Genomic DNA, 20,618 nt, shown 5'->3' with positions numbered 1-20,618 from the left:
CGCCCCCCTCCGGGGTCGGCGCTCGGCGTGGTTGACTCGACCCATGACCTCTTCCGCGCGGCCCGCCCCGCTCGCGGCCCGTCTGCGCTCGGCGCTCCCGCCGGTCCTGGTCCTCGCCGGTGCGGTCGGGTACCTCGGGGTCGTCCCGTGGGTCGACGAGCTGCACGCCGTGCCGGGTCGGATCCCGCCGTGGGTGCATGTGGCCCTGGTCGTGCTCCAAGCCGTCGCGCTGCTGGTGCGGAGCCGGTACCCGGTCGTCGTGTTCGGGGTCGTGGTCGCGCTCGACCTCGTGATCCTCGGCAGCACCGGCGGTGAGCTCGGCCTCGGCTCGTTCGGGGTGATCCTCGCCACCTACGCGCTCGCTCGTCGCGAGGACCGTCGAACGGTGGTGGCCGCACTGGTGACGGGCGCGGCGGCCACGACGATCGTCGGCGGCATCGCGATGGCCTTCGGGTCGTCCGAGGAGCCGCTCATCCTCGTGTTCGCGGCTGTCGCGCGCATCGTGCTGCAGTACGTGCTCCCGGCCGGTGTCGCCGAGTACGCACGGGGGCGCGAGCGCCTGCTGTCGGCGATCGAGGACCAGGCGCGCATGGCCGAGAACGAGCGACGGATCAGTGTGCAGAACGACCTCCGCGCCGAGCGCACCGCCCTCGCCCGGGAACTGCATGACATCGCCGGGCACCACCTGTCGGGGATCATCGTCAGTGCCCAGGCGGCCAGCGCGCTGGTCGAGCGCGACCCGGAACGCGCTCGGGAGATGCTCCAGACGGTGCAGTCCGATGCCCGCACAACGCTCGTGGACCTGCGGCGGACGGTCGGCCTGCTGCGCAGCGATGATGCGGACGTCCAGCGCGGCGGAGACGGATCGACGCTCGGTCCGGCGACAACCCCGACCATTTCGGCGATCCCGGAACTCGTCGAGGCGGCGCGGTCGCGTGGGCAGCACGTCGCGTACACCGTGACCGGTGAGCCTCGGGTGCTGGGTCCGCTCGCGGAGACGGCCGCGTACCGGACCGTCCAGGAGTCGCTCGCGAACGCCGCTCGCCATGCGCCCGGAGCCGTCTGCCGCGTCGCGGTGCGGTTCGAGGTGGACGCGATCGAGCTCACCGTGACGAACGCCGCATCGTCGCAACGGCCTGCCTCGCCGTCGCGCGACGGGTACGGCCTCTGGGGCATGCGCGAGCGCGCGGAACTCATCGGAGCGCGTTTGACCTCGGCACCCACGGACGAGGGCGGGTGGCGCAATCAACTGACCATCCCTGACGAGCACCGTCCTGACGAGCACCGCCCCGAGGAGCACCGTCCCGACCAGCATCGGAGTGATTCATGATCCGCCTCCTCATCGCCGACGACCAGGCGGTCGTCCGCGCCGGCCTCTCGGTGATCCTCGGCGCCGAGCCCGACATCGAGGTCGTCGGTGAGGCGATCGACGGTGCCGACGCGGTGCGCTTGGCGAAGGAACTGCGGCCCGACCTGATCTGCATGGACATCCGGATGCCGGGCACGGACGGGATCGCGGCGACCCGCACGATCACGGCGGACCCTGAGGTCGACGCCGACGTCCTCATCCTCACGACCTTCGACGTCGACGCGGATGTGTTCGCCGCCCTCGAGGCCGGCGCAGCAGGTTTCCTGCTGAAGGGCGCGGACGAGGCGACGCTGCTCGCCGCGATCCGGTCCGTCGCAGCGGGGGAGGGGACGCTCGACCAACGCCTCACCCGTCGCATCCTGCGCGAGTTCTCGGAGCGCCGGCGGGAGGCCCCGGTCGCGACCGCGCCGGTCGAGTCACCGCTCACCGACCGCGAGTTCGAGGTCCTCGACCTCCTGGCGCAGGGACTCTCCAACGCGGAGATCGCCGAGCGGCTCTTCGTCGAGCCCACCACGGTGAAGTACCACCTCGCCGGTCTGCTGCAGAAGACGGGAGCGCGCGATCGCCTGCAGGCCGTGTTGTGGGGGATCCGAGCGGGGCTCGTCGACCCGCGGTGACAGGTTCAGCTCGCGGGCACTCCGAGCGCCGCGCGGAGCTGCGCTTTCGCTCGCGCGCATCGGGTGCGCGCAGTCGAGTCGGCGATGCCGAGCAGTCCAGCGGCCTGCACGATCGTCAAACGCTCCCAGTTGATCAGCCGCACCAGTTCACCCAGGTCAGGGTCCAAACGGTCGATCGCATCTCGGATCTCCGCACCGTCATCGGCGGCCGGCGCGACGACGGGCATCAGCGCATCACCGCGGATGCGATCGGCCAACGCCCATCGGCGGCGCTGCCGGCGAGAGTGGTTCAGCAGTGCGGTGCGGGCGATGCCGAAGAGCCACATACGTGCCTGCTCCGCGTCGAGGGGAAGGTCGTCGACGCGGCGCCATGCGACGACCATCGTCTCTCCGATGAGGTCAGAGGCCTCATCGAACCCGACGCGTCGTTGCAGATAAGCGAGCAGGTCCGCCGACGACTCGCTCAGCGCGGTGGTGATGCGGACGTGCGCTCGCTTCACGAACCGGACCCGAAGGAGTAGGGCGCGTTGTCCTCGTCGAAGCAGTTGATCTGACCGTTCCGCTCACTCCCGTTCATGCGGGGATCGCCGCCGGAGATACCGTGTGCGTTCAGCTCATCCCACTCCGCGTCGTTCACGGCCGCATCCCATGCGGTCCACTGACGCGCCCATTCCCGGTTCGTCGCTTCCCCCGGAGGCAACGTCTCGAGCGTCTCACCCGGCTGCAACTCAAGCCCGTCGACCTCGTCCAGCTTCTCAGGGACGATCGCCTCCACGGCGGTACGCACATCCGCCGAGCGATACCAATCCCGCAGGATCCGGTTCACTTCGGCCACGTAGCCAGGATCCGCGCCCCCCGTGTACTCGGAGAACCGTAGCTCGCACGAAAACCCGACATCCATGGTGAAGGTCACGGCACCGATCGGTTCCTGCGCCCACGGCGCCCAGGAGAACTGGCCGGTGGCAGCTGCGAGACTCGCTCCGCTCGTCGCGAGGACCGCCGCAAGTCCCGCTGTGATCAGGACCTTCGGACGGAATACGCGGGGAGTGTGGCGGCGGGCATCCGCAGCCATCGCGTCAAGGTCCGCTTGCGCAGCCGTGCGAGCCGGTAGCGCGGACCGATCAAGGAGTTCATCGAACGCTTCCCTGGTCATCATGCCTCCATCGTCAGGGTCATCTCACCCCTACATGTCCAGCACCGGACCATCCGTCCGCCCCGAGTCGAATCTGTGCGGCGCAGCATCCCGGACGAGGAGGCTGCGCCGATGCTCGAACCCAGCAGTCGAGCCCACTCTCCTCTGCCCCCAGCGACGTCACTCGTCGAGGTAAAGAATGTCCAGGTCACCACGATGCGACAGCGCCCCGAGGCGCGCGGATGCCGACCGTGAGACCACCAGGGTCTGCAGCTCCGCCAGTGCCTCCAGTGGCCGGTAGTCCTCGATCGTGGCGCCGGCCACCCCGACGGTGACCAGGCCCGTGAGGGCACGGATCGGGTCGAGATCGGTGACGTTCGACCCGTTTAACCACAGCTTCTGCAGGCGGCGGAGCGGTCGGAGTGGCTCGATGTCGACGACCGGCGTATCGCCGAGCTCGAGCACCGTGAGTGCCTGCAGCCCCGACAGTGGGCGGAGATCGGTCACGCGCGTCTCGCTCAGCCACAGCTCCTCCAGGTCTCGAAGGCCTGCGAGCGGACGAAGATCGACGACATCCGTGCCTTCCAGCCCGAGTCGTCGGAGTCCGTGGAAGCGCTCGATGCCATCCAGCACCGTCACCTCATCGACGACGATCTCGCTCAAGCCCTCCGAGCCCGCGCCGTGCGGCAACCCGCGCAGATGCTCCCGCACGGCAGCCCGCAGCCCCGCGTCCCGCAACGATTCGACCTCATCCACCCGATGATCCTCTCGCACCCACCGGCGAACACCCGGCAAGCCCGGAAGGCCGGTTCACTCCGAGCGCTCGAGCGTACCGATCTCCGTGCCGCTGTCGTCGAGGACGACGAGGCTCGTGTCAGTCCAGGTGCCGGATGCTCCGCCCGACAACCAGGTGTCGACCCCCTCGCAGGCCATCCGCGTGGACGCCAGCGGCGCGAACTCGACCGTGTCGCCGTCGGCCGTCCACGAGCCCATGAGTCGATTGCACCCGTCACTCCCCGTCACCGTGCCGTCCTCCGCGAACACCAGCGACGGGGTGTTCTGTGCGTCGGCGTCTCCCCAGACACCGACGACACCGACCGCGTCGCCGGACTCGCCGGGCGCTGTGGTCGAGGGGTCGGCGCCACTCTGGGTCCCGGAGGCGCATCCCGCGAGGGCGATCGCGAGCACTGCTGCACCGATGACGCCGAGGCCCGCGGTGCGCCCCCGCTTCGATCCGCCACCTGTGAACATGTCCATCCCCTCCGGAGGCCGCCCGGCCGCGACTGGCTCGATGCTAGCGCGAGTCCGAGCCACGGCTCATCGGTCCCACGGCTCATCGGTCGAGGGCCCGCGACTCAATGAGCTGCGATCGCCTGCGCCGCCCCCGTCACGGTGATGCCGCCGGTGGTGGGGACGTCGACCGTCAGCAGACTGGGTGCGCCGACGTGATGGCCCTGCCGGATGACGACCTGCGCAGGCGGGGTGACCAGGCCGAGTGCGCGCAGATAACCGCCGAGCGAGGCCGCGGCGGAGCCTGTCGCCGGGTCCTCGGTGATGTCGCCGACGGGGAAGAGGTTGCGGGCTTCGACGAGCAGGCGCCCGGCGTCATCGAGACCGTGGCCGTGCACCACGGTCACCGTTCCGGCCCAGCCCTGCTCGTCCATCAGTCGGCGCAGCGCGGCCGGATCGAAGGTGAAGGCGTCGAAGGCGTGCTGGTCACGGACGGCGACGACCGGGTGCCGGTTGCCGGCGAACGATTCACGCAGCGGCCACCGCTCGTCGAGGTCTGAACGCTCGAGCCCGAGGAGCGACAGCAGCCGATCGGTGATGTCGGCGTCGAGCTCACGCAGGGTGGGCTCGACGCTCGTGAACGACGCGGTGATCGAGCCGGTGCCGCCGGTCGTGTCGGCGTCTGCGTCGGAGGCCGTCTCGATGACGAGCGGCCCGACGTTCGTATCCAGGGTGAACCGCCCGACGCCACGCCGTTCCGCGAGGGCGACCGCGGTCGCGATGGTCGCGTGACCGCAGAACGGCACCTCGGCACCGGGGGAGAAGTAGCGCATCCGCACGTGCCGGTCGTCACCGTCGACACCGGGATCGACGACGAAGGCCGTCTCCGGGTAGGCGACCTCGGTGGCGATCGCCTGCATCTCGGCCTCGGTGAGCGTCGAGGCGTCGAGCACGACCCCCGCGGGATTGCCGCCGCCGGCCTCGGCGGCGAAGGCCGTGAGGCGGAGGATCTCGGGCGGTCCGGCGTTCGACATCCGTCGATGCTACCGCTCCTCGCCAAGCCCCGCCCGGAACCGACGCCATTGTGATGAGTTTAAGCAGTAATTTATGAAAGTCCTTGACGGCACCCCGCCCCTACCGCGATCCTGGGGTCGCCGCCCTCCGACGACGCAGGGCGGAAAGGAGATGGACATGACATCGCACACCCGGAGGACGCGCATCGCACTGGGCGCCGCGCTCGTCCTCGGCCTCGTCGGCTCCGCCGTCGCGCAACCGGTGGACGCCGAGGCGTTCCCCGCGAAGAACAAGTCCACGGTGATCCAGTACCTCAAGACGATCGCCGGGACGAACATCGTGTCGGGCCAGCACAACAAGGAACCGGCGAGCCTGCCGGGTCAGTACACCCAGCAGGTGAAGGACATCACCGGGCAGTATCCCGGGCTCTGGGGCGGTGACCTCATGTTCCGCGGGCAGGACGCCGCGAACCGACAGCGGGTGATCGACCAGGCGAAGACGGAGTGGGCGAACGGCTCGCTCGTCGCCCTCACCTGGCACGCCTGCTCACCGACCGGACCCTCCACCTGCGAGTTCGACGGCGGGGTGAAGACCCAGATCTCGAACGCCCAGTTCACGCAGATCGTGACGGGAGGCACCGCGCTCAACACGACCTGGCGGCAGCGGATGGCCGAGGTGGTGCCGTACCTGCGGCAGCTCAAGGACGCCGGGATCCCCGTCCTGTTCCGTCCGTTCCACGAGATGAACGAGACCTGGAACTGGTGGGGTGGCCGGTCCGGGGCGAACGGTGGCGCGAAGATCTTCCAGCAGATGCGCGACTACTTCGACGCCCAGGGCCTCGACAACCTCATCTGGGTCTGGAACGTCCAGGACAACCCGCAGGGAGGGTGGTCGGGCTACTACCCCGGGAACTCCTACGTCGACGTCGTCTCGCTCGACGTCTGGTACAAGAACTACCCGAGCACCGCCGACTACCAGCAGCTGCAGTCGATCGCCGGGACGAAGCCGATCGCCATCGCGGAGATGGGCAAGGTGCCCGACGCCAACCTCCTGCAGTCCCAGACGCGCTGGTCGTACTTCATGATCTGGTCCGAGCAGCTGCGCGGCAACAACTCGAACACCGAGATCCAGAACACCTACTTCCACCCGAGGGTGCTCAACCAGGGTGAGGTGGTGCTGCCCTAGTCGTCGACCGCGGCGACCTCGACGATCCACGCCCGTTCGGGCGGGGTCGCCGGGGTCTGCAGGCCGGCGTGGCGGAGGGTCGCCCCGGACATCACCACGCCGGTCCAACCGGCGTGCGGACCGTCCACCCCGTCCGGTTCACCGAACCAGGCGGGGACGGTGCGCCCTCTCGAGGGCTCGCCGATGCGCAGCGGCCGGACCCGGTAGCGACGCTCCGGGTCCAGGCCGCGAAGCGTGAACCGCCCGATCCTCGCGACATCGGAACGCCCGAGGAATGCGAGGCAGAACAACGCCTCCGACCGGTCCGCGGCCACCACCCCCGTGATCTGGAGCGCGTCGTCGACCACGTCCTCACGGACGAGCCGCCCCGTGTGCAGCAGGGCCCTGGTCGAGCGGTAGAGCGCGAACCAGTCGGCCAACTCCGCGAGTTCCGCCGGGGAGGCCTGCCGCAGATCCCACTCGACCCCGAGATGACCGAACAGCGCCGTCGCGGCCCGGAACGACAGCTCGTGCGATCTGCCCGTCGTGTGCGACCGACCGGACGCGATGTGCGCACCGAGGCGCTCGAGCGGGACCAGCTGGGCGGTCCAACGGTTGATCTGCTGCCGTTCGAGCGGGTCGCTGCAGTCGGAGGCCCAGACCCGGTGGGTGCGTTCGAGGACGCCGAGGTCGACGCGCGAGCCGCCCGAGGAGCAGGACTCGATCTCCAGCTCAGGGAACCGCCGCGTGAGTTCGTCCATCAATCGGTAGACGGCCGTCGTCTGACGGTGCACACCGGCCCCGCCGTCGGGTGCGGACCCGGCGTCGACCAGGTCGCGGTTCTGATCCCACTTCACGTACGCGATGTCGACCTCGGTGAGGATCGAGGTCATCCGTTCCAGGACGTACGCGAAGGCTTCCGGACGGCCGAGGTCGAGGACCTGCTGGTTCCTCGCCGGGATCGGCAGTCGACCGCCCGTCTGCATGATCCAGTCCGGGTGTTCGCGGGCGAGGTCGGAGTCGAGGTTCACCATCTCCGGTTCGAACCACAGACCGAACTCCATCCCGAGCGCGCGGACCCGATCGACGAGCGGTCGCAGTCCGTCCGGCCACACCTCCTCGTCGACGTACCAGTCACCGAGACCGGCTCGGTCGTGCCGCCGACCCCGGAACCAGCCGTCGTCGAGGACGAAGCGTTCGATCCCGAGCGACGCGGCGACCTCCGCCAGCTCCACGAGGGCGTCGATGTCGTGATCGAAGTAGACCGCCTCCCACACGTTGAGCGTGAGCGGCCGGTCGCGGACCGGATGACTCCGCCCGTCACGCAGGTGCTCGTGGAACAGTGCGGCCTGCTCATCGAGCCCGTCACCGTAGGCCCCGTACACCCACGGGCTCGTGTACGCCTCGCCGGGGCCGAGGCGGACCTCGTCCGGCAGGAGCAGCTCGCCACCGCCGACCACCTGGTCGCCGGTCGAGAGCCGTTCCGCGAGGTGTCGCTGATCGCCGCTCCACCCCACGTGCACGCCCCACACCTCACCGGCGGCGAAACCGAAGCCCGGGACGCCGACGTTCAGCACGAGCGGGGTGTCTGGGCCGGTCCGTCCGCGGCGGTCCTCGCGGACCCAGGCGCCCACGCGGAGTGGACCGCGCTGCGGCGTCCGCTCCTTGCCCCACCGGCCCGCGAGGTCGAGGACCTCGCGGGCGCGGGCCGGGATCGGCAGGGCGAGATGCAGGTCGTCGAGTCGGTAGACGCCGTCGGCGGTGTTGCGGAGCGTCGCTCTGACGCGCAGCAGGCCGGCCTCGCTCAGCTCGAACTCGACCCGGACGGCCAGCCCCGCCTCGGCGTCCTCTCCGTCGACGGTGACCGTGCGCGAGGTGACCAGCGCCGGCCTCATCGTGAACAGCGGCGACCAGTCGCGGCCGTCCCGGCTGCCGGTGATGCCCGGCCGGCCGAGCCAGGCCTCGCTCTGTTCCGGAAGCACCGCGAGGCGGGTCGGTCGATCGGGTGCGTTCTCCGTGACGAACCGCTCCGCACCGCGCACGACATCGGCGAGCTCCCGATCGTCGAGCGGACCGAGGTCGGCTCCCCAGTGCGCGATCGACGGAAGGTGACCGTCGCGCAGGTCGATAACGACGCTCACGGCGCGCGATCGCAGGTGGACGACGGGCTGTCGGGTGTCGATGGACATGGGGTCCTTTCGGATGGGTGCGGTGGTCAGTCCGCGGACGGGCGTGCGAGCTGGCCGTCCCAGGGGACGAAGGTGGCGAGGTCGACGTCGTGCACGGTTCCGTCGGTCCACCGTGCGACCAGCCGGGTCCCGGTCACGTCCACCGCGACCGGGAGGTCGGGTGTCTCGCCGTCGTCGAAGCGGAGGGTGTGGAGTGCGGCCAGGACGGTGTGCCCCGGAGTGCTGGCGGCGCACAGCGCCGGGACCGCCGAGTGGGGACCGAACGCGTTGGCGTCGCGGTAGGCGACGGCCTCCGCGCGGTCCCAGCCGTGCAGCCCGACGATGGTCGCTGCGAGCCCGTCACGACCGACCACCGTGGCCCGCGGCGCGGCCCCGGCGGGATCGACCACGGTGCGCAGTACCGCGTCGTCGGCGACGGCCGCACCGCCCTCGCGGACGGCCCACGCGCGAGTCGACTCGACGAGGTGCGCGCGGAGCTCCTGATCGCCGTGGACGATGCTGACCGTGGTGACGGCGCAGCCCGGCCACACTCGGCCGTCGAGCTGTGGGAGGTGCACCGAGCCGGAGACCTCGCCGACGGTCCGCATCCCGCGGATCGCGGCGCGGCGACTCGCCCGCCTGTCCTCATCGAGCAGCGCGAGATGGCCGTCGACGTTCTCGTCCCACGCCGCGCCCGTCCCCGGGGCGGTGTGCGAGGAGTACCCGAACTTGGCGTAGTGCGGATCGTCCGCGTCGGCGCGAGCGGGCTCGACGGGGATCTCGCAGTGGTCGCTGCCGTGGTTGGCGAGCGTCACGACACCGTCCCGCTGCGAGCGCAGGATCCACCCGACCGCCGGCAGCACGGTGGTCTCCGGCGGCCCGTCGGTCGGCTGCGGGTGTTCCGGAGCGGTCCACACCGGGTCGTCGCGGTCGATGGCGAGCCCGAGGAACCCGATGCCCGCGAGGTACGGCGAACCGAAGCCGCTGTAGCTCTGCGCGGTGGGCTCCCACGGCCCGTACCAACCGAGACTCAGCGGGCCGTCGACACCGACGCCGTGCCGGACGAACCCTGAGACCACCCCGGAGGCCAGGCGACGCGTCGCGCCGGGGCTCAACGGGTTTACCCCCGAGAGCTCGGCGCACCAGAGCGCGGCGAGGGCGGCCGTCCGATAGCTCAGCGAGCGACCGACGTGCACCATCGACCCGTCGGGTGCGACCATGCGCGCGAAGGAGCCGGTGAAGTCGTGCAGCCGTTCCAGATGCCGTGAGCCGTCGGCCGTGCCCGTGCGGTCGGTCATGCGGTACCAGGCCCAGAGGTAGGGGTGGATCGCCCACGCGTTGTAGTAGTCGATCGCGTGTTCCGGACCGTCGGTGTACCAGCCCTGCTCCAGGTGCCACGACTCCACGCGGGCGACGTTCCTCGTGCCGTTCAGCCCGGTGACGTCCTCGTCGACCGAGCGGAGAAACGCCTCCGCCATCGCCGGGAAGAGCTGCCAGTTGTTGTGCCAGACCTCGAGGCGCGCATGGTGGCGCAGCCAGTCGGCGATCTGCACCTGCTCCTTCCGGGTGAGCCCCGCCCACAGTCGGTCTCGACTGACGTACAGGCCGAACGCGATGTTCGCCGCCTCCACGATCGAGTTGGTGACGCCCGTGCCAGGAGCCCGACACGTCACGCCCAGCGGCCAGGACTCCGGACCGTCCGGGGCCGTACCGGCGAGGAGTGCCCGGCTGTACCAGGTGACGAGGTCCTCGACCCCGTCACCATCGCCGTCTCCGCCGCCGGCGATCCGTGGTGCGGCGAGGAGGAAGGAGCGACCGACCGCCTCCATGCACTCGCGGGCGACACCGTCGCGGGTGACCCGACCTGGCAGCCGAGGAATGCCGCCGAGCGGGCTCTCGAACCGGCGGACCTCCGCCAGCCACCGGTCGGCCGTGGCCTCCCAGTGCGCCCGCGTCCACCCGGTGAAGGGTGCGGCGACGGGGTCCGCGGCCGGTAGACGGAACGGCGGGAGCGGGTCGGGCGTCATCGTGGGGCCTCCATCGGTGCTCCCGGTTCCGGGTACTGTTGCGCGCGGCGCACCCGCAGCGTGTGTGACCCGCTCGTCGCGGTGGCGCGCTGCACGAGCCGGATGCGGAAGACGGCCGACCCCCAGACCTCGTGGAGCTTCGGGTCGTCGATGTCGATCCGGTCCACCGCCACCTCGAACGCGGGGTCGGTGTCCAGGCGGGCGTCGCCGACCAGGATCCCACCGCCCGTGACGATCGGCTCGACGGCGGTGAGGAAGGTGAGCGTCATCCGCATCGGTTCCGAGAACGCCCAGTCGTCCTCGATCAGGACGGTGCCGGCCGAGCGGTCGAGCGACACCGTGCGGTCGAGCGCCGTCAGCCGAGCCTCGGCCGGATAGGCGCCCAGGAGCGACATGGCGAGGACCGCGCGTCCGTCACCGTCGGAGAACCGCGTCCCACTCGCCGCGAACCCCCGGCCATACGGCTGTTCGACACCTGCGGGGAGCGGCACGTTGTGGAAGGCGCTCCGCATGGTCCAGATGCCGTAGCGGGTGTCCGGCATGAAGGTGTCGCGGTGGTACACGCCCACGCCGACGTCGATGAGGACGGGTGCTCCGTCCAACGAGACGATCACGCCGCCGGCGTCGTTGTGGTTGTGACTGACGTCGTTGTGACCGCCCTTCGCGGCGACCGCCCAGCCGTCCACGCGACCGGCGTGCTCGCGGAACACCGCCACCTCCGTTCCCGGTGCGTACCAGGAGGAGGGCATTCCCGGCGTGGCGTCGCCGGCCGTGGTCCACGCCGGGTCGAGCAGCTCCGCGAGTGTGCGGCGGAACAACGGAGCCAACTGCCCCGAGAAGCCGAGCGGATGCGAGCGCCCCATCCAGCGGGCGTGGGCCGCCACCTCGTCGTCGCCCACGCGCTCGCCGAAGCGGGCGAGCAGGTTCCAGGTCGCATTCGTCGGCAGGCTCGCGGACCCGTCCGAGAAGTTGACCTGTGACTCGCCGGAGAGCTGCATCACCATCGGGAAGCGGGCCATCGCGGCCACCGGCGCGACCGCGAACCCGTCGAACGCGCCCTCGGTGACCTCGCCGAGGAGGTCGAGCGCCTCGAACAGCGTCGCCCCCGCCCACCACCAGTAGGTCGCCCCCTCGTCGCAGCTGCCGTCGTCGGCGTAGCCCGCTCGGAACCGGTCCAGGATGACGAGTGCGCGGTCGATCGACGACGCCAGCTCGTCCGGGTCTGTCTCGACCACCGCCGAGCACACGAGGACGTTCGAGACGATCCACGGCGCCCAGTTGTTCGGCGGGCCGTCGAGCCCGTGCCAGAAGTCCACCTCGTTCCGCCACGGGTCCAGCACGCGACGCCGGATCTCCGCGTGCACCCGCGAGCGCAGCCCGGGGAAGGCCAGCTCCAGGCGGTCACCGGCGATCGTGTCCACCGCGGCGAGCATGCCGCCCACGTAGGCGTCGGACAGGTCGAGGATGTCGCGGCCAGGGAGCGGAAGGAACGGGCGCTCGCCGGACTCCGGCAGGGCGTAGTGGGAGGGCAGACACCACGCGGTCAGCTCGCAGAGCCGCCAGACGCGATCGCCGAGCTCGCGGACCCAGGCCTCGTCGTCGGTCGCGCCGAGGGCGAGCGCGGACGAGGCGACCGAACCGAGGAGCGCCTGCTGCGCCGTCTCGTAGGGGGTCCGGTCGCCGTCGGAGCTGTACCGCGCCCAGAGGGACAGCGTGGGCGGGTTGCGGTCGGCCTCGACGCACCAGTGCCGCGCGGCGGCGAGCAACGCCGTCCGGTCCCGCTCCGAGACCCGGCCCCAGGCGGTGCGGTCTCCGACCGGCGGACCTGCGCGCCAGCCCCCGACGCGCAGGGCTCGGCGTGCCCGCGGCGTGAACTGCTCGGCGAAGCTCGTGGTGGTCGGCGCGCTGGTGTCTGCTGGGAGGGGCATGGTCTGGCCTCTGCTGCGGTTCGGTGGTCTGCGGTTCAGTGGTGTGCGGTTCGGTGGCCCGCTCACGCCTGGAGCGCGAGCGCGGCGATGGTGATCGGTCGTCGGAAGGCACCGGTCCTGACGAGGTGCAGGACCTCGTCCACGGTGTTGGTGGCGAGCCGGCCGAGTTCGTTCCCGGCCGAGCCGGCGATGTGGGGCGTGATGACCGTGTTCGGCGTCGACCACAGCCGTGAGGTCGACGGCAGGATCTCGGGGGAGGTCACGTCGAGGATCGCGACGAGGTCGCCGCGTTCGAGACGATCGGCGAGGGCCTCGTGGTCGACGAGGTCGCCACGGGCGGTGTTGATGACGGTGGTGCCGGGACGCATCAGCCGGAGGAGTCCGCGGTCGACGAGGTGCCGAGTCGAGGGCAGCGCCGGCGCGTGGAGGGTGACGATGTCGCTGCGTGCGGCCAGCTCCTCGAGGGGCACGCAGGGTACGCCGATGGCGAGCTGCTGCTCGTGGTCGAGCGTCGGGTCGGCGACGAGCACCCGTACGTCGAGGGAGGCGAGCCGTTCGATGACGAGCCGACCGATGCGCGAGGCGCCCACGACCCCCACGGTGATGCCGTGGCTGCCGACGGTCGGCCAGGCCCGCTCGGTGTCGACGGGGGCGTTCGAGGACCGCAGCGTCTCCGCCGCCCAGAACGTCCGCTTGGCGGCGAGCACGATCATCGCGACGGTGAACTCGGCCACCGGTACCGCGTTGGCCGCTGCGCTCGACGTCAGCGACACGTGACGGTCGAGCAGGGCGTCCGTGACGATGCCGCGGACGCTGCCGGCCGAGTGGGCCACCGCGCGCAGGGACGGGAGCATCCGCAGGAGCGGCTCGTCCAGCGCCGGGGACCCCCAGCCGGTCACGAGCACCTCGGCCTCGGCCAACAGCGCGCGGTCGTCGACGCGCTCCGGACGGAGCGGGCGGTCGGACAGGAGATGGAGGCGCGACTCGGACCGCAGGCGTGCGAGGTCGAGCTCGGAGAACACCCGCTCGAAGGTGCCCTCCGGCATGAGGAAGCCGACCGTGCCTCGGAGGGCGCTCTCGCTCTGCAGCATCGTCGCCTCCTGGTCGTCTCGACAGCAGGCTCAATCCCAGTGCGCGACGCCGGAGCCTGTCAAGCACTCGCGTTCAAACGAACAGCAAATGAACAACCCGTACCTCACCGAGGCGGTGCCGTCGACTCCCGGAGGCTGAGGCTCGGCCGCAGGCTCGTGTGGCGCGCGGCGAACCCCGTCTGGGCTGCGGCCGAGATGCGTTCGAAGCACATCGTGGCCGCGAACCTGCCGATGTCGCGTTTGGGCGGTGCGACGGCCGTGAGCGGCACCCTGGCCAGGCCGGCGACCTCGTCGTCGTAGGCCACGATCGACAGGTCTCCGGGGATGGACAGGCCGAGGTCGAGCGCGGCATCCGCGAACTCGACGGCGTAGTGGTCCGAGTGCAGGAACACCGCCGTCGTCCCGGACGCCACGCACGCCTCCAGGTATCGCCGCGTCTGCTCGCCGACGCCCTGCTGGTCGTCGATGATGGCCGTGCTGGCGTCCTCGCGCAGTCCGAGCTGGCGCACGGCCCGCTCGAAGCCGAGACGCAGCGAGGGCGTCGTGGGGGTGTCGAAGGCGGCCATCCCGATGCGTTCGTGGCCGAGTCCGGCCAGGTGACGCAGGGCCATGACCGCCCCGGCGGCGTGGTCGGTGCGCACGAACTCCAGGCCGTCGCCGATCGCGGACTCGGCGACGGAGCGCTCGACGAGGACGACCGGCACCGGCGACCGCTCCAGCAGCTCGAGCGTCGGGTGGGCGTCGAGGATCGACGTCGTCACGAGCAGGCCGTCCACCCCGCCGACGAGGAGGCGCTCGATCTGATCACGCTCGCGGTCGGGGTCGTAGCGGGAGACGCCGAGGACGATCCGTCCACCGAGCGACTGGGCGCGCTCGACCGCACCGGCGACGATCGTCGGGAAGTAATAGCTCGGGTCGGGGACGACGAACCCGAAGGTGAACAGGGTGTCGGCCGCCCCTGGAGCCGGGGCCGGCCGGGCACCGGGCCGGTGGGGCATCCCGGTCGTCGGCTGCGTGTCGACGGACACCGCGCCACCGTGCACGCGGCGGAGCCGACCTTGTTCACCGAGCTCGCGGAGGTCGCGCCGGACGGTCATCGTCGAGATGCCCATCCGTTCGGCGAAGTCCGCTGCCGAGAGACTGCCGTGGATGCGCAGCTCGGCGAGGATGCGCTCGTGTCGTTGCGACAGCTCCATGATGAACTCCGATGTTCGATTCCTGTTCGAATGATTGAATGATGTTGACTTTACACAGCGGCCCCGCGAATGATGTCCAACGTTCGAGAGAACGGCGCGGAGGCCCGAGACCTGGCATCCGCCGTGAGCAAGGGAGCTGCTGTGAGCGCGACGACGACCGATCGGCCGGAGACCATCCGACCACCGATCGCCCCCGCCGGGTCCGGTGATCGGCCGAGGAGACGCCGCGTGCCGTTCCGGATGCAGTTCCGTCGCGACGCACCGTTGCTCGTCATGGTGACCCCGGCGGTCGTGCTGCTGTTGCTGTTCGTGTACATCCCGCTGCTCGGGAACGTCATCGCGTTCATGGACTACCAGCCCTACATCCCGATCCCGGACAGCCCGTGGGTGGGCTTCGCCAACTTCACGGCGCTGTTCACCGACCAGGCGTTCTGGAACGCGGTCTCCAACACCCTCCAGATCACCTTCATCCAACTGGTGCTGTTCTTCCCCGTGCCGATCGCGCTGGCCATCTTCATCCACTCGCTGACCTGGCCCTGGCTCCGCTCCATCGTGCAGTCGGTGCTGTACCTGCCGCACTTCCTGTCCTGGGTCATCGTCGTCGGCTTCTTCCAGCAGAGCCTCGGCTCCGGTGGTGTCCTCAACACCTGGCTCCGGCAGCTGGACCTCGGCACCGTCTCGGTGATGTCGGATCCGGCGACGTTCAAGCTGCTGCTCTCCTCACAGGTGATCTGGAAGGACGCGGGCTGGGGCACGATCATCTTCCTCGCGGCACTCGCGGCGATCGACGACTCCCTCTACGAGGCCGCCGCCATCGACGGCGCGGGCGCCTGGAGCCGGTTCTGGCACATCACGTTGCCCGGCATCCGACCCATCATCGTGCTCCTGCTCATCCTGCGACTGGGCGAGGCGCTGTCCGTCGGGTTCGAGCAGATCATCCTGCAACGCAACGCCGTCGGGCCGGGGGCCGCCGAAGTGCTCGACACCTACGTCTACTACCACGGCGTCATCGACGGGAACTGGAGCACCGGCATCGCCGCCGGGCTCATCAAGGGCCTCGTCGGTCTCATCCTCATCCTCGTCGCCAACAAAGCGGCGCACATGCTCGGCGAGCAGGGAGTGTATTCCAAATCATGAGCACCATCGTCCGACCGATCTGGGCGGGGAAGCCGAAGCCCGTCGTCCTCGCGCTCAAGGCGCTCGCGATCGTCGTGATCCTCGCCGTCATCCTCTTCCCGTTCCTCATCGTGGTCTCGACCAGCGTCTCGACCGCCGAGGACGTCACGGCCGCCGGCGGCTACGTCGTGTGGCCCAAGTCGTTCACCCTCGACGCCTACCAGCAGATCCTCGCCGGCGGGGTGGTGACCAGGGCGATCCTGGTGACGCTGTTCGTCACCGTCGTCGGCACGCTCATCAGCCTGGTCTGCACGGTCTCGGCGGCATGGGCTCTCAGTCGACGGTCGTTCTTCCAGCGCCCGGTGCTCATGATCGTGCTCGCCACCTTCCTCTTCACGCCGGGCCTCATCCCGTTGTACCTGATGGTCAAGCAGCTCGGACTGCTCGACAACGTCTGGGCGCTCATCCTGCCCGGTGCGTTCAGCGTGTTCAACATGGTGGTCGTCCGCGGCTTCATGATGGGCATCCCGCAGGAGCTCATCGACAGCGCGAAGATCGATGGCGCCGGGGAGTTCCGTATCCTCGGCACGATCGTCCTGCCGCTGTCCCGCGCGGTGATCGCCGTCGTCGCTCTCTTCTACGCGGTCGGGTACTGGAACGCGTTCTTCAACGCCCTCCTCTACATCAACGACACCTCGAAGTGGACGCTGCAGCTCGTCCTCCGGACGTACGTGCTGCAGGGGTCCTCGCTCGTCGGGGGAGCCTCGGACGCCTCCGTGCTGCCGCCCGCCGAGTCCCTGCAGATGGCCGTGGTGCTCATCGCCATCGTCCCGATCCTGATCGCCTACCCGCTCGTGCAACGCCACCTCACGAAGGGCGTGCTGACCGGCGCCGTCAAGGGCTGACCGATCCGCACCCACCGACCCGGCATCGTCGCCGGGATCCGACCAGCGCCCCAGGCGCTCGCCTCACCTCGAAGGAGACCACGATGAACGACACCACCCCAGGCCTGTCCCGCCGCACCTTCCTCACCGCGGCCGGCGTCGGCCTCGCGGTCCTCGGCCTCGGGTCCGCGCTCACCGGCTGCACCCCCGGTGGTGCGACCTCGGGAGCCGCCGGATCCGGAGCCCTCGTCCCGCTGCCCACCTACGTGCCGATCACGAAGGGACCGACCCCCGATCTCGCCGGCTCAGCGACGGTCCAGCCGGTGTACTACTCCGCGCCGAAGGAGTCGGAGCTGTTCACCTCGGTGTCGGGGAAGACGGCGATCAGCGGCACGGTGTCGGGCTTCGTCATCTCGTACAGCCCGCCGGCGCCGGCCTCGAACAGCTACCTCCAGGCGGCCGAGAAGCAACTCGGGTGCAAACTCGACCTCCAGGTGGTCCCCGCCGACTCCTTCGCACCCAAGTTCGCCACGGTCATGGCCGGCGGAAGCGTGCCGGACCTCGTCGAATTCCTCGCGTTCCAGCTGCCACCGTCCTACCCGCAACTGCTCAAAGCGCAGTTCGCCGACCTCTCCGACCACCTCTCGGGCGACAACGTGAAGACGTACCCGAACCTCGCGAACCTGCCCACGCCGTCGTGGGAGGGCTGCCGGATCAACGGCCGGATCTACGGTGTCCCGGTGAACCGGCCACCCTTCGGCAACATGCTCATCTCGCGTCCGGACGTCATCAAGGACCTCACCGGGGCGGAGCCCGCCCCCAAGACGAAGGACGACTTCACCGAGCTGTGCAAGGCGGTCACCGACGCCAAGCGCAACCGCTACGCGATCAGCGGGCAGAGCAATGGCGACAGCGTCGACTGGGGGTACGACTTCATCGGTGCGATGTTCGGGGTCCCGAACGGGTGGGAGCTGAAGGGGTCGAAGCTCGTCCACAAGTGGGAGTCGGACCGGTGGCTCGAGACGCTCTCGTACATCAAGGAGCTGAAGGACGCCGGGTACTACCACCCGGACACCCCGAGCATCTCCGGCTCGCAGGCGAAGACCTACATGGCCAACGGCACCGTCCTCATGCACCAGGACGGCATCTCGGCCATCATCGACCCCGGCGCGCCGGAGGGCGTGGTCTACGACGCGATCCTGCCGTTCGCGGCGGACGGCGGCGACGGCATCGTCTACCAGGGCTCGTCGATGTTCTCGTTCACGGCGATCAAGCAGGCGGACGAGGCGCGGGTGAAGGAGCTGCTGACCCTGCTCAACCACCTCGCGGCCCCCTACGGCAGCACCGAAGGGTTCTTCCTGCAGTACGGCGTCGAGGGCGAGCACCACACCCGGGAGGCGGACGGTCGCGTCGTCCTCACCGAGGCGGGGTCGGCGCAGATCGGCCCGACCTCGCTCAACCGACTCGCGGCGGCACCGCAGATCCTCGCGACGGCCGTGCCGATGGAGGAGCGGTTGCGGCGCTCGCACGAGTGGCAGCAGAAAGCCGCTCCCATGCTCCAGAAGAGTCCGATCACCGGCCTCTACTCGGAGACCGCCGGCAAGACCGCGTCGGCGACGAACAACCTGTCGTCGACGATGAACGAGTACATCCTGGGCCGTACGAGCTTCGACGCCGTGAAGTCGGGGATCGCCTCGTGGAAGCAGTCGACGAACGACAAGGTGCGGGCCGAGTACCAGGAGCAGCTCGAGAAGCTGTCCTGACGGCGGCCGGGCGGGTCGTCGAGACCCGCCCGGACCGACCTCAGGCCGGGGACCCGGTCGACTCGCCCTCGATGAGCTCGCCGTCCACGAAGTGCACCCCCGGGACGTAGGTGCCACCGGCGATCGCATCGGCGAGATAGCCGGCCGCAGCACGGCCGACGTCGTGGAGGAGCGGGTCGATCGTCGTGAGGGTCCGGTCCCGTTGACCCATGAGGCCGGCGAGGTTGTCCATCCCGACCACGGCGATGTCCTCGGGCACCCGGCGACCGGCCTCCCGGAAGACCTCGATGGCGGCGAGTGCGATGGTGTCGTTCGCGCAGAACACCGCGTCGACGTCGTGTCCGGCCTCGATGAGTCGCTGTGCCGCCTGACGCCCCCAGGCCCGGGACCAGTCGCCGTGGAGCCCCGTCCCGCCGACCAGCTCGACCCCGGCCTCGTCCAGCGCGCGGTGCAGTCCCTCCGCCCGGTCGTGGGCGGAGCGGTCGTCGAGCGAGGCACCGATGTGTGCGATGCGACGGCGACCGAGGCCCAGCAGATGTCGTCCCGCGAGCTCGCCGGCCAGGCGGCCGTTGTGCAGGAACGAGGCGTCCCCGGGATCGTCCGAGGCACCGTAGGCGTAGACGACGGGCACCGCGAACCCGTCGGTGACCGAACGCATCTCGGTCCCGCTGCCGTCGCCGATGACGAGGAGGCCGTCGACGTTGCGGGCGCGCAGCTTCCGGACGGTCGCGGCCATGAGGGAGCGGTCGAGACGGGAGTCGGACACGAGAACCGAGAGGTCGCGGGCGCCGAGGGTCGTCGTCGCGGCGGTGAGGACCGGCATCGTGAACGCGCCGGGGGCGTTGAGCGTCAGCACACCGATCGTCGCGCTGCGTCCCTGCGCGAGGAACTGGCCGAGGGCGTTCGGCTGGTAGTCCAGTCGCGCCGCGGCCTCGAGGATGCGCTCGCGCGTGGCGTCCGAGGCCTTGCCCTGACCACGCAACACCTTCGATGCGGTCGAGACGGAGACCCCGGCGATGGCGGCCACATCCTGCAGGGAAATCGCTTTTCTAGACATCGCGGATCGATTGTACCGGGCGGCGATCCCGAGGCTCATCCGAGGCGGTCGACGTCGAGCTCGAACCGGGTCGAGCGCTCCTCGCCGACCGCGAGGCGCACCGAACCGACGCCGTCGGCCGGATTGCCGTACGGGTCGGATGCCGGTTCCAAACCGACGGCATCACCGGCACCCCACCAGGGGAACGCGCGCTCGCCGCGACGCTCCTGCCAGACGAACACCCGGGGATGGACGGTGACGTCGAAACCGAGTCGCAGCCCGACGCCGCTGGAACGTGACCGGAGTTCGACCGTCCCGGTCGTGACCGGCAGGTCCGCGAACGCAGAGCCCGGTGCCGACACGAGACCGACCGCGCCGCCGTCGACGAGGAGCTCCGCGTCGTCAAACAGCTCGCCCGCGAACGCGGGGTGTTCGACCCACATCAGGCGGGTCGCGTCCATCCCGACGTTGCGCAGCACGGTGTCGACCGTGACCCGGCCCTCGGTCACTGACACCGTCCTGACGACCCGGACGGGCACGGTGCGCAGCAGCACTTCGGCGACCACCGTGTCACCGTCCTGCCGCAGTGACCAGGTCCGCCAGGCGGCCTCACCGTGGAACGGCTGCTCGACGGGAGCCCGCGGATCGGGATCGCCCGCCGACGGCAGCAGCACGTGCCAGCCACCGGCGTAATCACGGTGCCAGAGGGCGCTCGAGGAGGACATGCCCCACTCGGATCCTCCGGCGTCTGCCCATGGCGTCCGGTACAGCAGCTCCAGACCGGGCTCCTCGAGCAGGATCGAGTCGATCCGCGCGCCGAGGGCGACGACCCGGACCCGGAGGCCGTGGGTTCGGATCGTCACCGACGCGGGCTCGGTGGGGG

General features: G+C 70.2%; 18 protein-coding genes. 6 read left to right on the top strand and 12 right to left on the bottom strand.

Features of this window, described 5'->3' with window-relative positions; all coding sequences use genetic code 11:
* Positions 1-43 precede the first annotated feature (43 nt).
* Together RWN05_RS00980 and RWN05_RS00975 are read left to right on the top strand one after the other, a co-directional pair.
* Positions 44-1,330 carry a histidine kinase gene (locus tag RWN05_RS00980; RefSeq protein ID WP_314137925.1) on the top strand — a complete coding sequence of 429 codons (1,287 nt, stop codon included), beginning with the start codon at positions 44-46 and terminating at the stop codon, positions 1,328-1,330.
* The gene (locus RWN05_RS00975; RefSeq protein ID WP_314137924.1) at positions 1,327-1,986 is read left to right on the top strand and encodes a response regulator transcription factor; all 660 of its coding nucleotides are present in this window, start codon (positions 1,327-1,329) and stop codon (positions 1,984-1,986) included. Before RWN05_RS00980 ends, RWN05_RS00975 begins: the two co-directional genes overlap by 4 nt.
* Positions 1,987-1,991: 5 nt before the next feature.
* Here the strand turns inward: RWN05_RS00975 and RWN05_RS00970 are convergent, their stop codons facing one another.
* From RWN05_RS00970 to RWN05_RS00950, 5 genes are all read right to left on the bottom strand, one after another.
* On the bottom strand, positions 1,992-2,486 hold the full coding sequence (locus RWN05_RS00970; protein ID WP_314137923.1) for an RNA polymerase sigma factor: 495 nt from the start codon (positions 2,484-2,486) through the stop codon (positions 1,992-1,994).
* Positions 2,483-3,142 (bottom strand): hypothetical protein, encoded by a 660-nt coding sequence (locus RWN05_RS00965; RefSeq protein ID WP_314137922.1) that lies wholly within the window; start codon positions 3,140-3,142, stop codon positions 2,483-2,485. Before RWN05_RS00965 ends, RWN05_RS00970 begins: the two co-directional genes overlap by 4 nt.
* Before the next feature lie 156 nt (positions 3,143-3,298).
* Complete coding sequence (locus tag RWN05_RS00960; RefSeq protein ID WP_314137919.1) at positions 3,299-3,874, bottom strand: leucine-rich repeat domain-containing protein; 576 nt, start codon at positions 3,872-3,874, stop codon at positions 3,299-3,301.
* Positions 3,875-3,928: 54 nt separating this feature from the next.
* A complete protein-coding gene (locus tag RWN05_RS00955) occupies positions 3,929-4,369 on the bottom strand; it encodes an META domain-containing protein (RefSeq protein ID WP_314137915.1) in 441 nt (146 codons plus the stop codon).
* Positions 4,370-4,473: 104 nt separating this feature from the next.
* On the bottom strand, positions 4,474-5,382 hold the full coding sequence (locus tag RWN05_RS00950) for a PhzF family phenazine biosynthesis protein (protein ID WP_314137913.1): 909 nt from the start codon (positions 5,380-5,382) through the stop codon (positions 4,474-4,476).
* Positions 5,383-5,539: 157 nt separating this feature from the next.
* On the opposite strand from RWN05_RS00950, the gene RWN05_RS00945 reads away from it, so the two are divergent.
* A complete protein-coding gene (locus RWN05_RS00945; protein ID WP_314137912.1) occupies positions 5,540-6,547 on the top strand; it encodes a glycosyl hydrolase in 1,008 nt (335 codons plus the stop codon).
* Here the strand turns inward: RWN05_RS00945 and RWN05_RS00940 are convergent.
* From RWN05_RS00940 to RWN05_RS00920, 5 genes are all read right to left on the bottom strand, one after another.
* Complete coding sequence (locus RWN05_RS00940) at positions 6,544-8,715, bottom strand: alpha-galactosidase (protein WP_314137911.1); 2,172 nt, start codon at positions 8,713-8,715, stop codon at positions 6,544-6,546. The genes RWN05_RS00945 and RWN05_RS00940 overlap by 4 nt on opposite strands.
* 26 nt (positions 8,716-8,741) lie before the next feature.
* Entirely contained in the window at positions 8,742-10,721 is a 1,980-nt protein-coding gene (locus tag RWN05_RS00935) for a DUF2264 domain-containing protein (RefSeq protein ID WP_314137909.1), read from the bottom strand.
* On the bottom strand, positions 10,718-12,649 hold the full coding sequence (locus tag RWN05_RS00930; RefSeq protein WP_314137908.1) for a heparinase II/III family protein: 1,932 nt from the start codon (positions 12,647-12,649) through the stop codon (positions 10,718-10,720). Before RWN05_RS00930 ends, RWN05_RS00935 begins: the two co-directional genes overlap by 4 nt.
* Positions 12,650-12,711: 62 nt before the next feature.
* Positions 12,712-13,740, bottom strand: coding sequence for a hydroxyacid dehydrogenase (locus RWN05_RS00925; RefSeq protein ID WP_314137907.1), 1,029 nt, complete (start codon positions 13,738-13,740; stop codon positions 12,712-12,714).
* A gap of 104 nt (positions 13,741-13,844) precedes the next feature.
* Positions 13,845-14,936: a substrate-binding domain-containing protein gene (locus RWN05_RS00920; protein WP_314137905.1), complete on the bottom strand. Its 1,092-nt coding sequence runs from the start codon at positions 14,934-14,936 to the stop codon at positions 13,845-13,847.
* Positions 14,937-15,077: 141 nt separating this feature from the next.
* Between RWN05_RS00920 and RWN05_RS00915 the strand changes: the two genes are divergently transcribed.
* From RWN05_RS00915 to RWN05_RS00905, 3 genes are all read left to right on the top strand, one after another.
* Entirely contained in the window at positions 15,078-16,073 is a 996-nt protein-coding gene (locus tag RWN05_RS00915; RefSeq protein ID WP_285038630.1) for a sugar ABC transporter permease, read from the top strand.
* Positions 16,070-16,957 (top strand): carbohydrate ABC transporter permease, encoded by an 888-nt coding sequence (locus RWN05_RS00910; protein WP_064295927.1) that lies wholly within the window; start codon positions 16,070-16,072, stop codon positions 16,955-16,957. The genes RWN05_RS00915 and RWN05_RS00910 overlap by 4 nt, the downstream gene beginning before the upstream one ends.
* A gap of 83 nt (positions 16,958-17,040) precedes the next feature.
* A complete protein-coding gene (locus RWN05_RS00905; RefSeq protein WP_079000920.1) occupies positions 17,041-18,699 on the top strand; it encodes an extracellular solute-binding protein in 1,659 nt (552 codons plus the stop codon).
* A 40-nt stretch (positions 18,700-18,739) separates the two neighbouring features.
* Here RWN05_RS00905 and RWN05_RS00900 read toward each other — a convergent pair whose 3' ends face one another.
* Together RWN05_RS00900 and RWN05_RS00895 are read right to left on the bottom strand one after the other, a co-directional pair.
* Positions 18,740-19,756 (bottom strand): LacI family DNA-binding transcriptional regulator, encoded by a 1,017-nt coding sequence (locus tag RWN05_RS00900; protein ID WP_064295998.1) that lies wholly within the window; start codon positions 19,754-19,756, stop codon positions 18,740-18,742.
* Between the two features lie 35 nt (positions 19,757-19,791).
* Complete coding sequence (locus tag RWN05_RS00895) at positions 19,792-20,598, bottom strand: hypothetical protein (protein ID WP_314137904.1); 807 nt, start codon at positions 20,596-20,598, stop codon at positions 19,792-19,794.
* Positions 20,599-20,618: the final 20 nt, after the last annotated feature.

Source organism: uncultured Plantibacter sp., assembly GCF_963518075.1.
Lineage (GTDB): Bacteria > Actinomycetota > Actinomycetes > Actinomycetales > Microbacteriaceae > Plantibacter > Plantibacter flavus_A.
The sequence above is the reverse complement of the archived record's forward strand: the minus strand, read 5'-3'. Positions and strand labels throughout refer to the sequence as shown.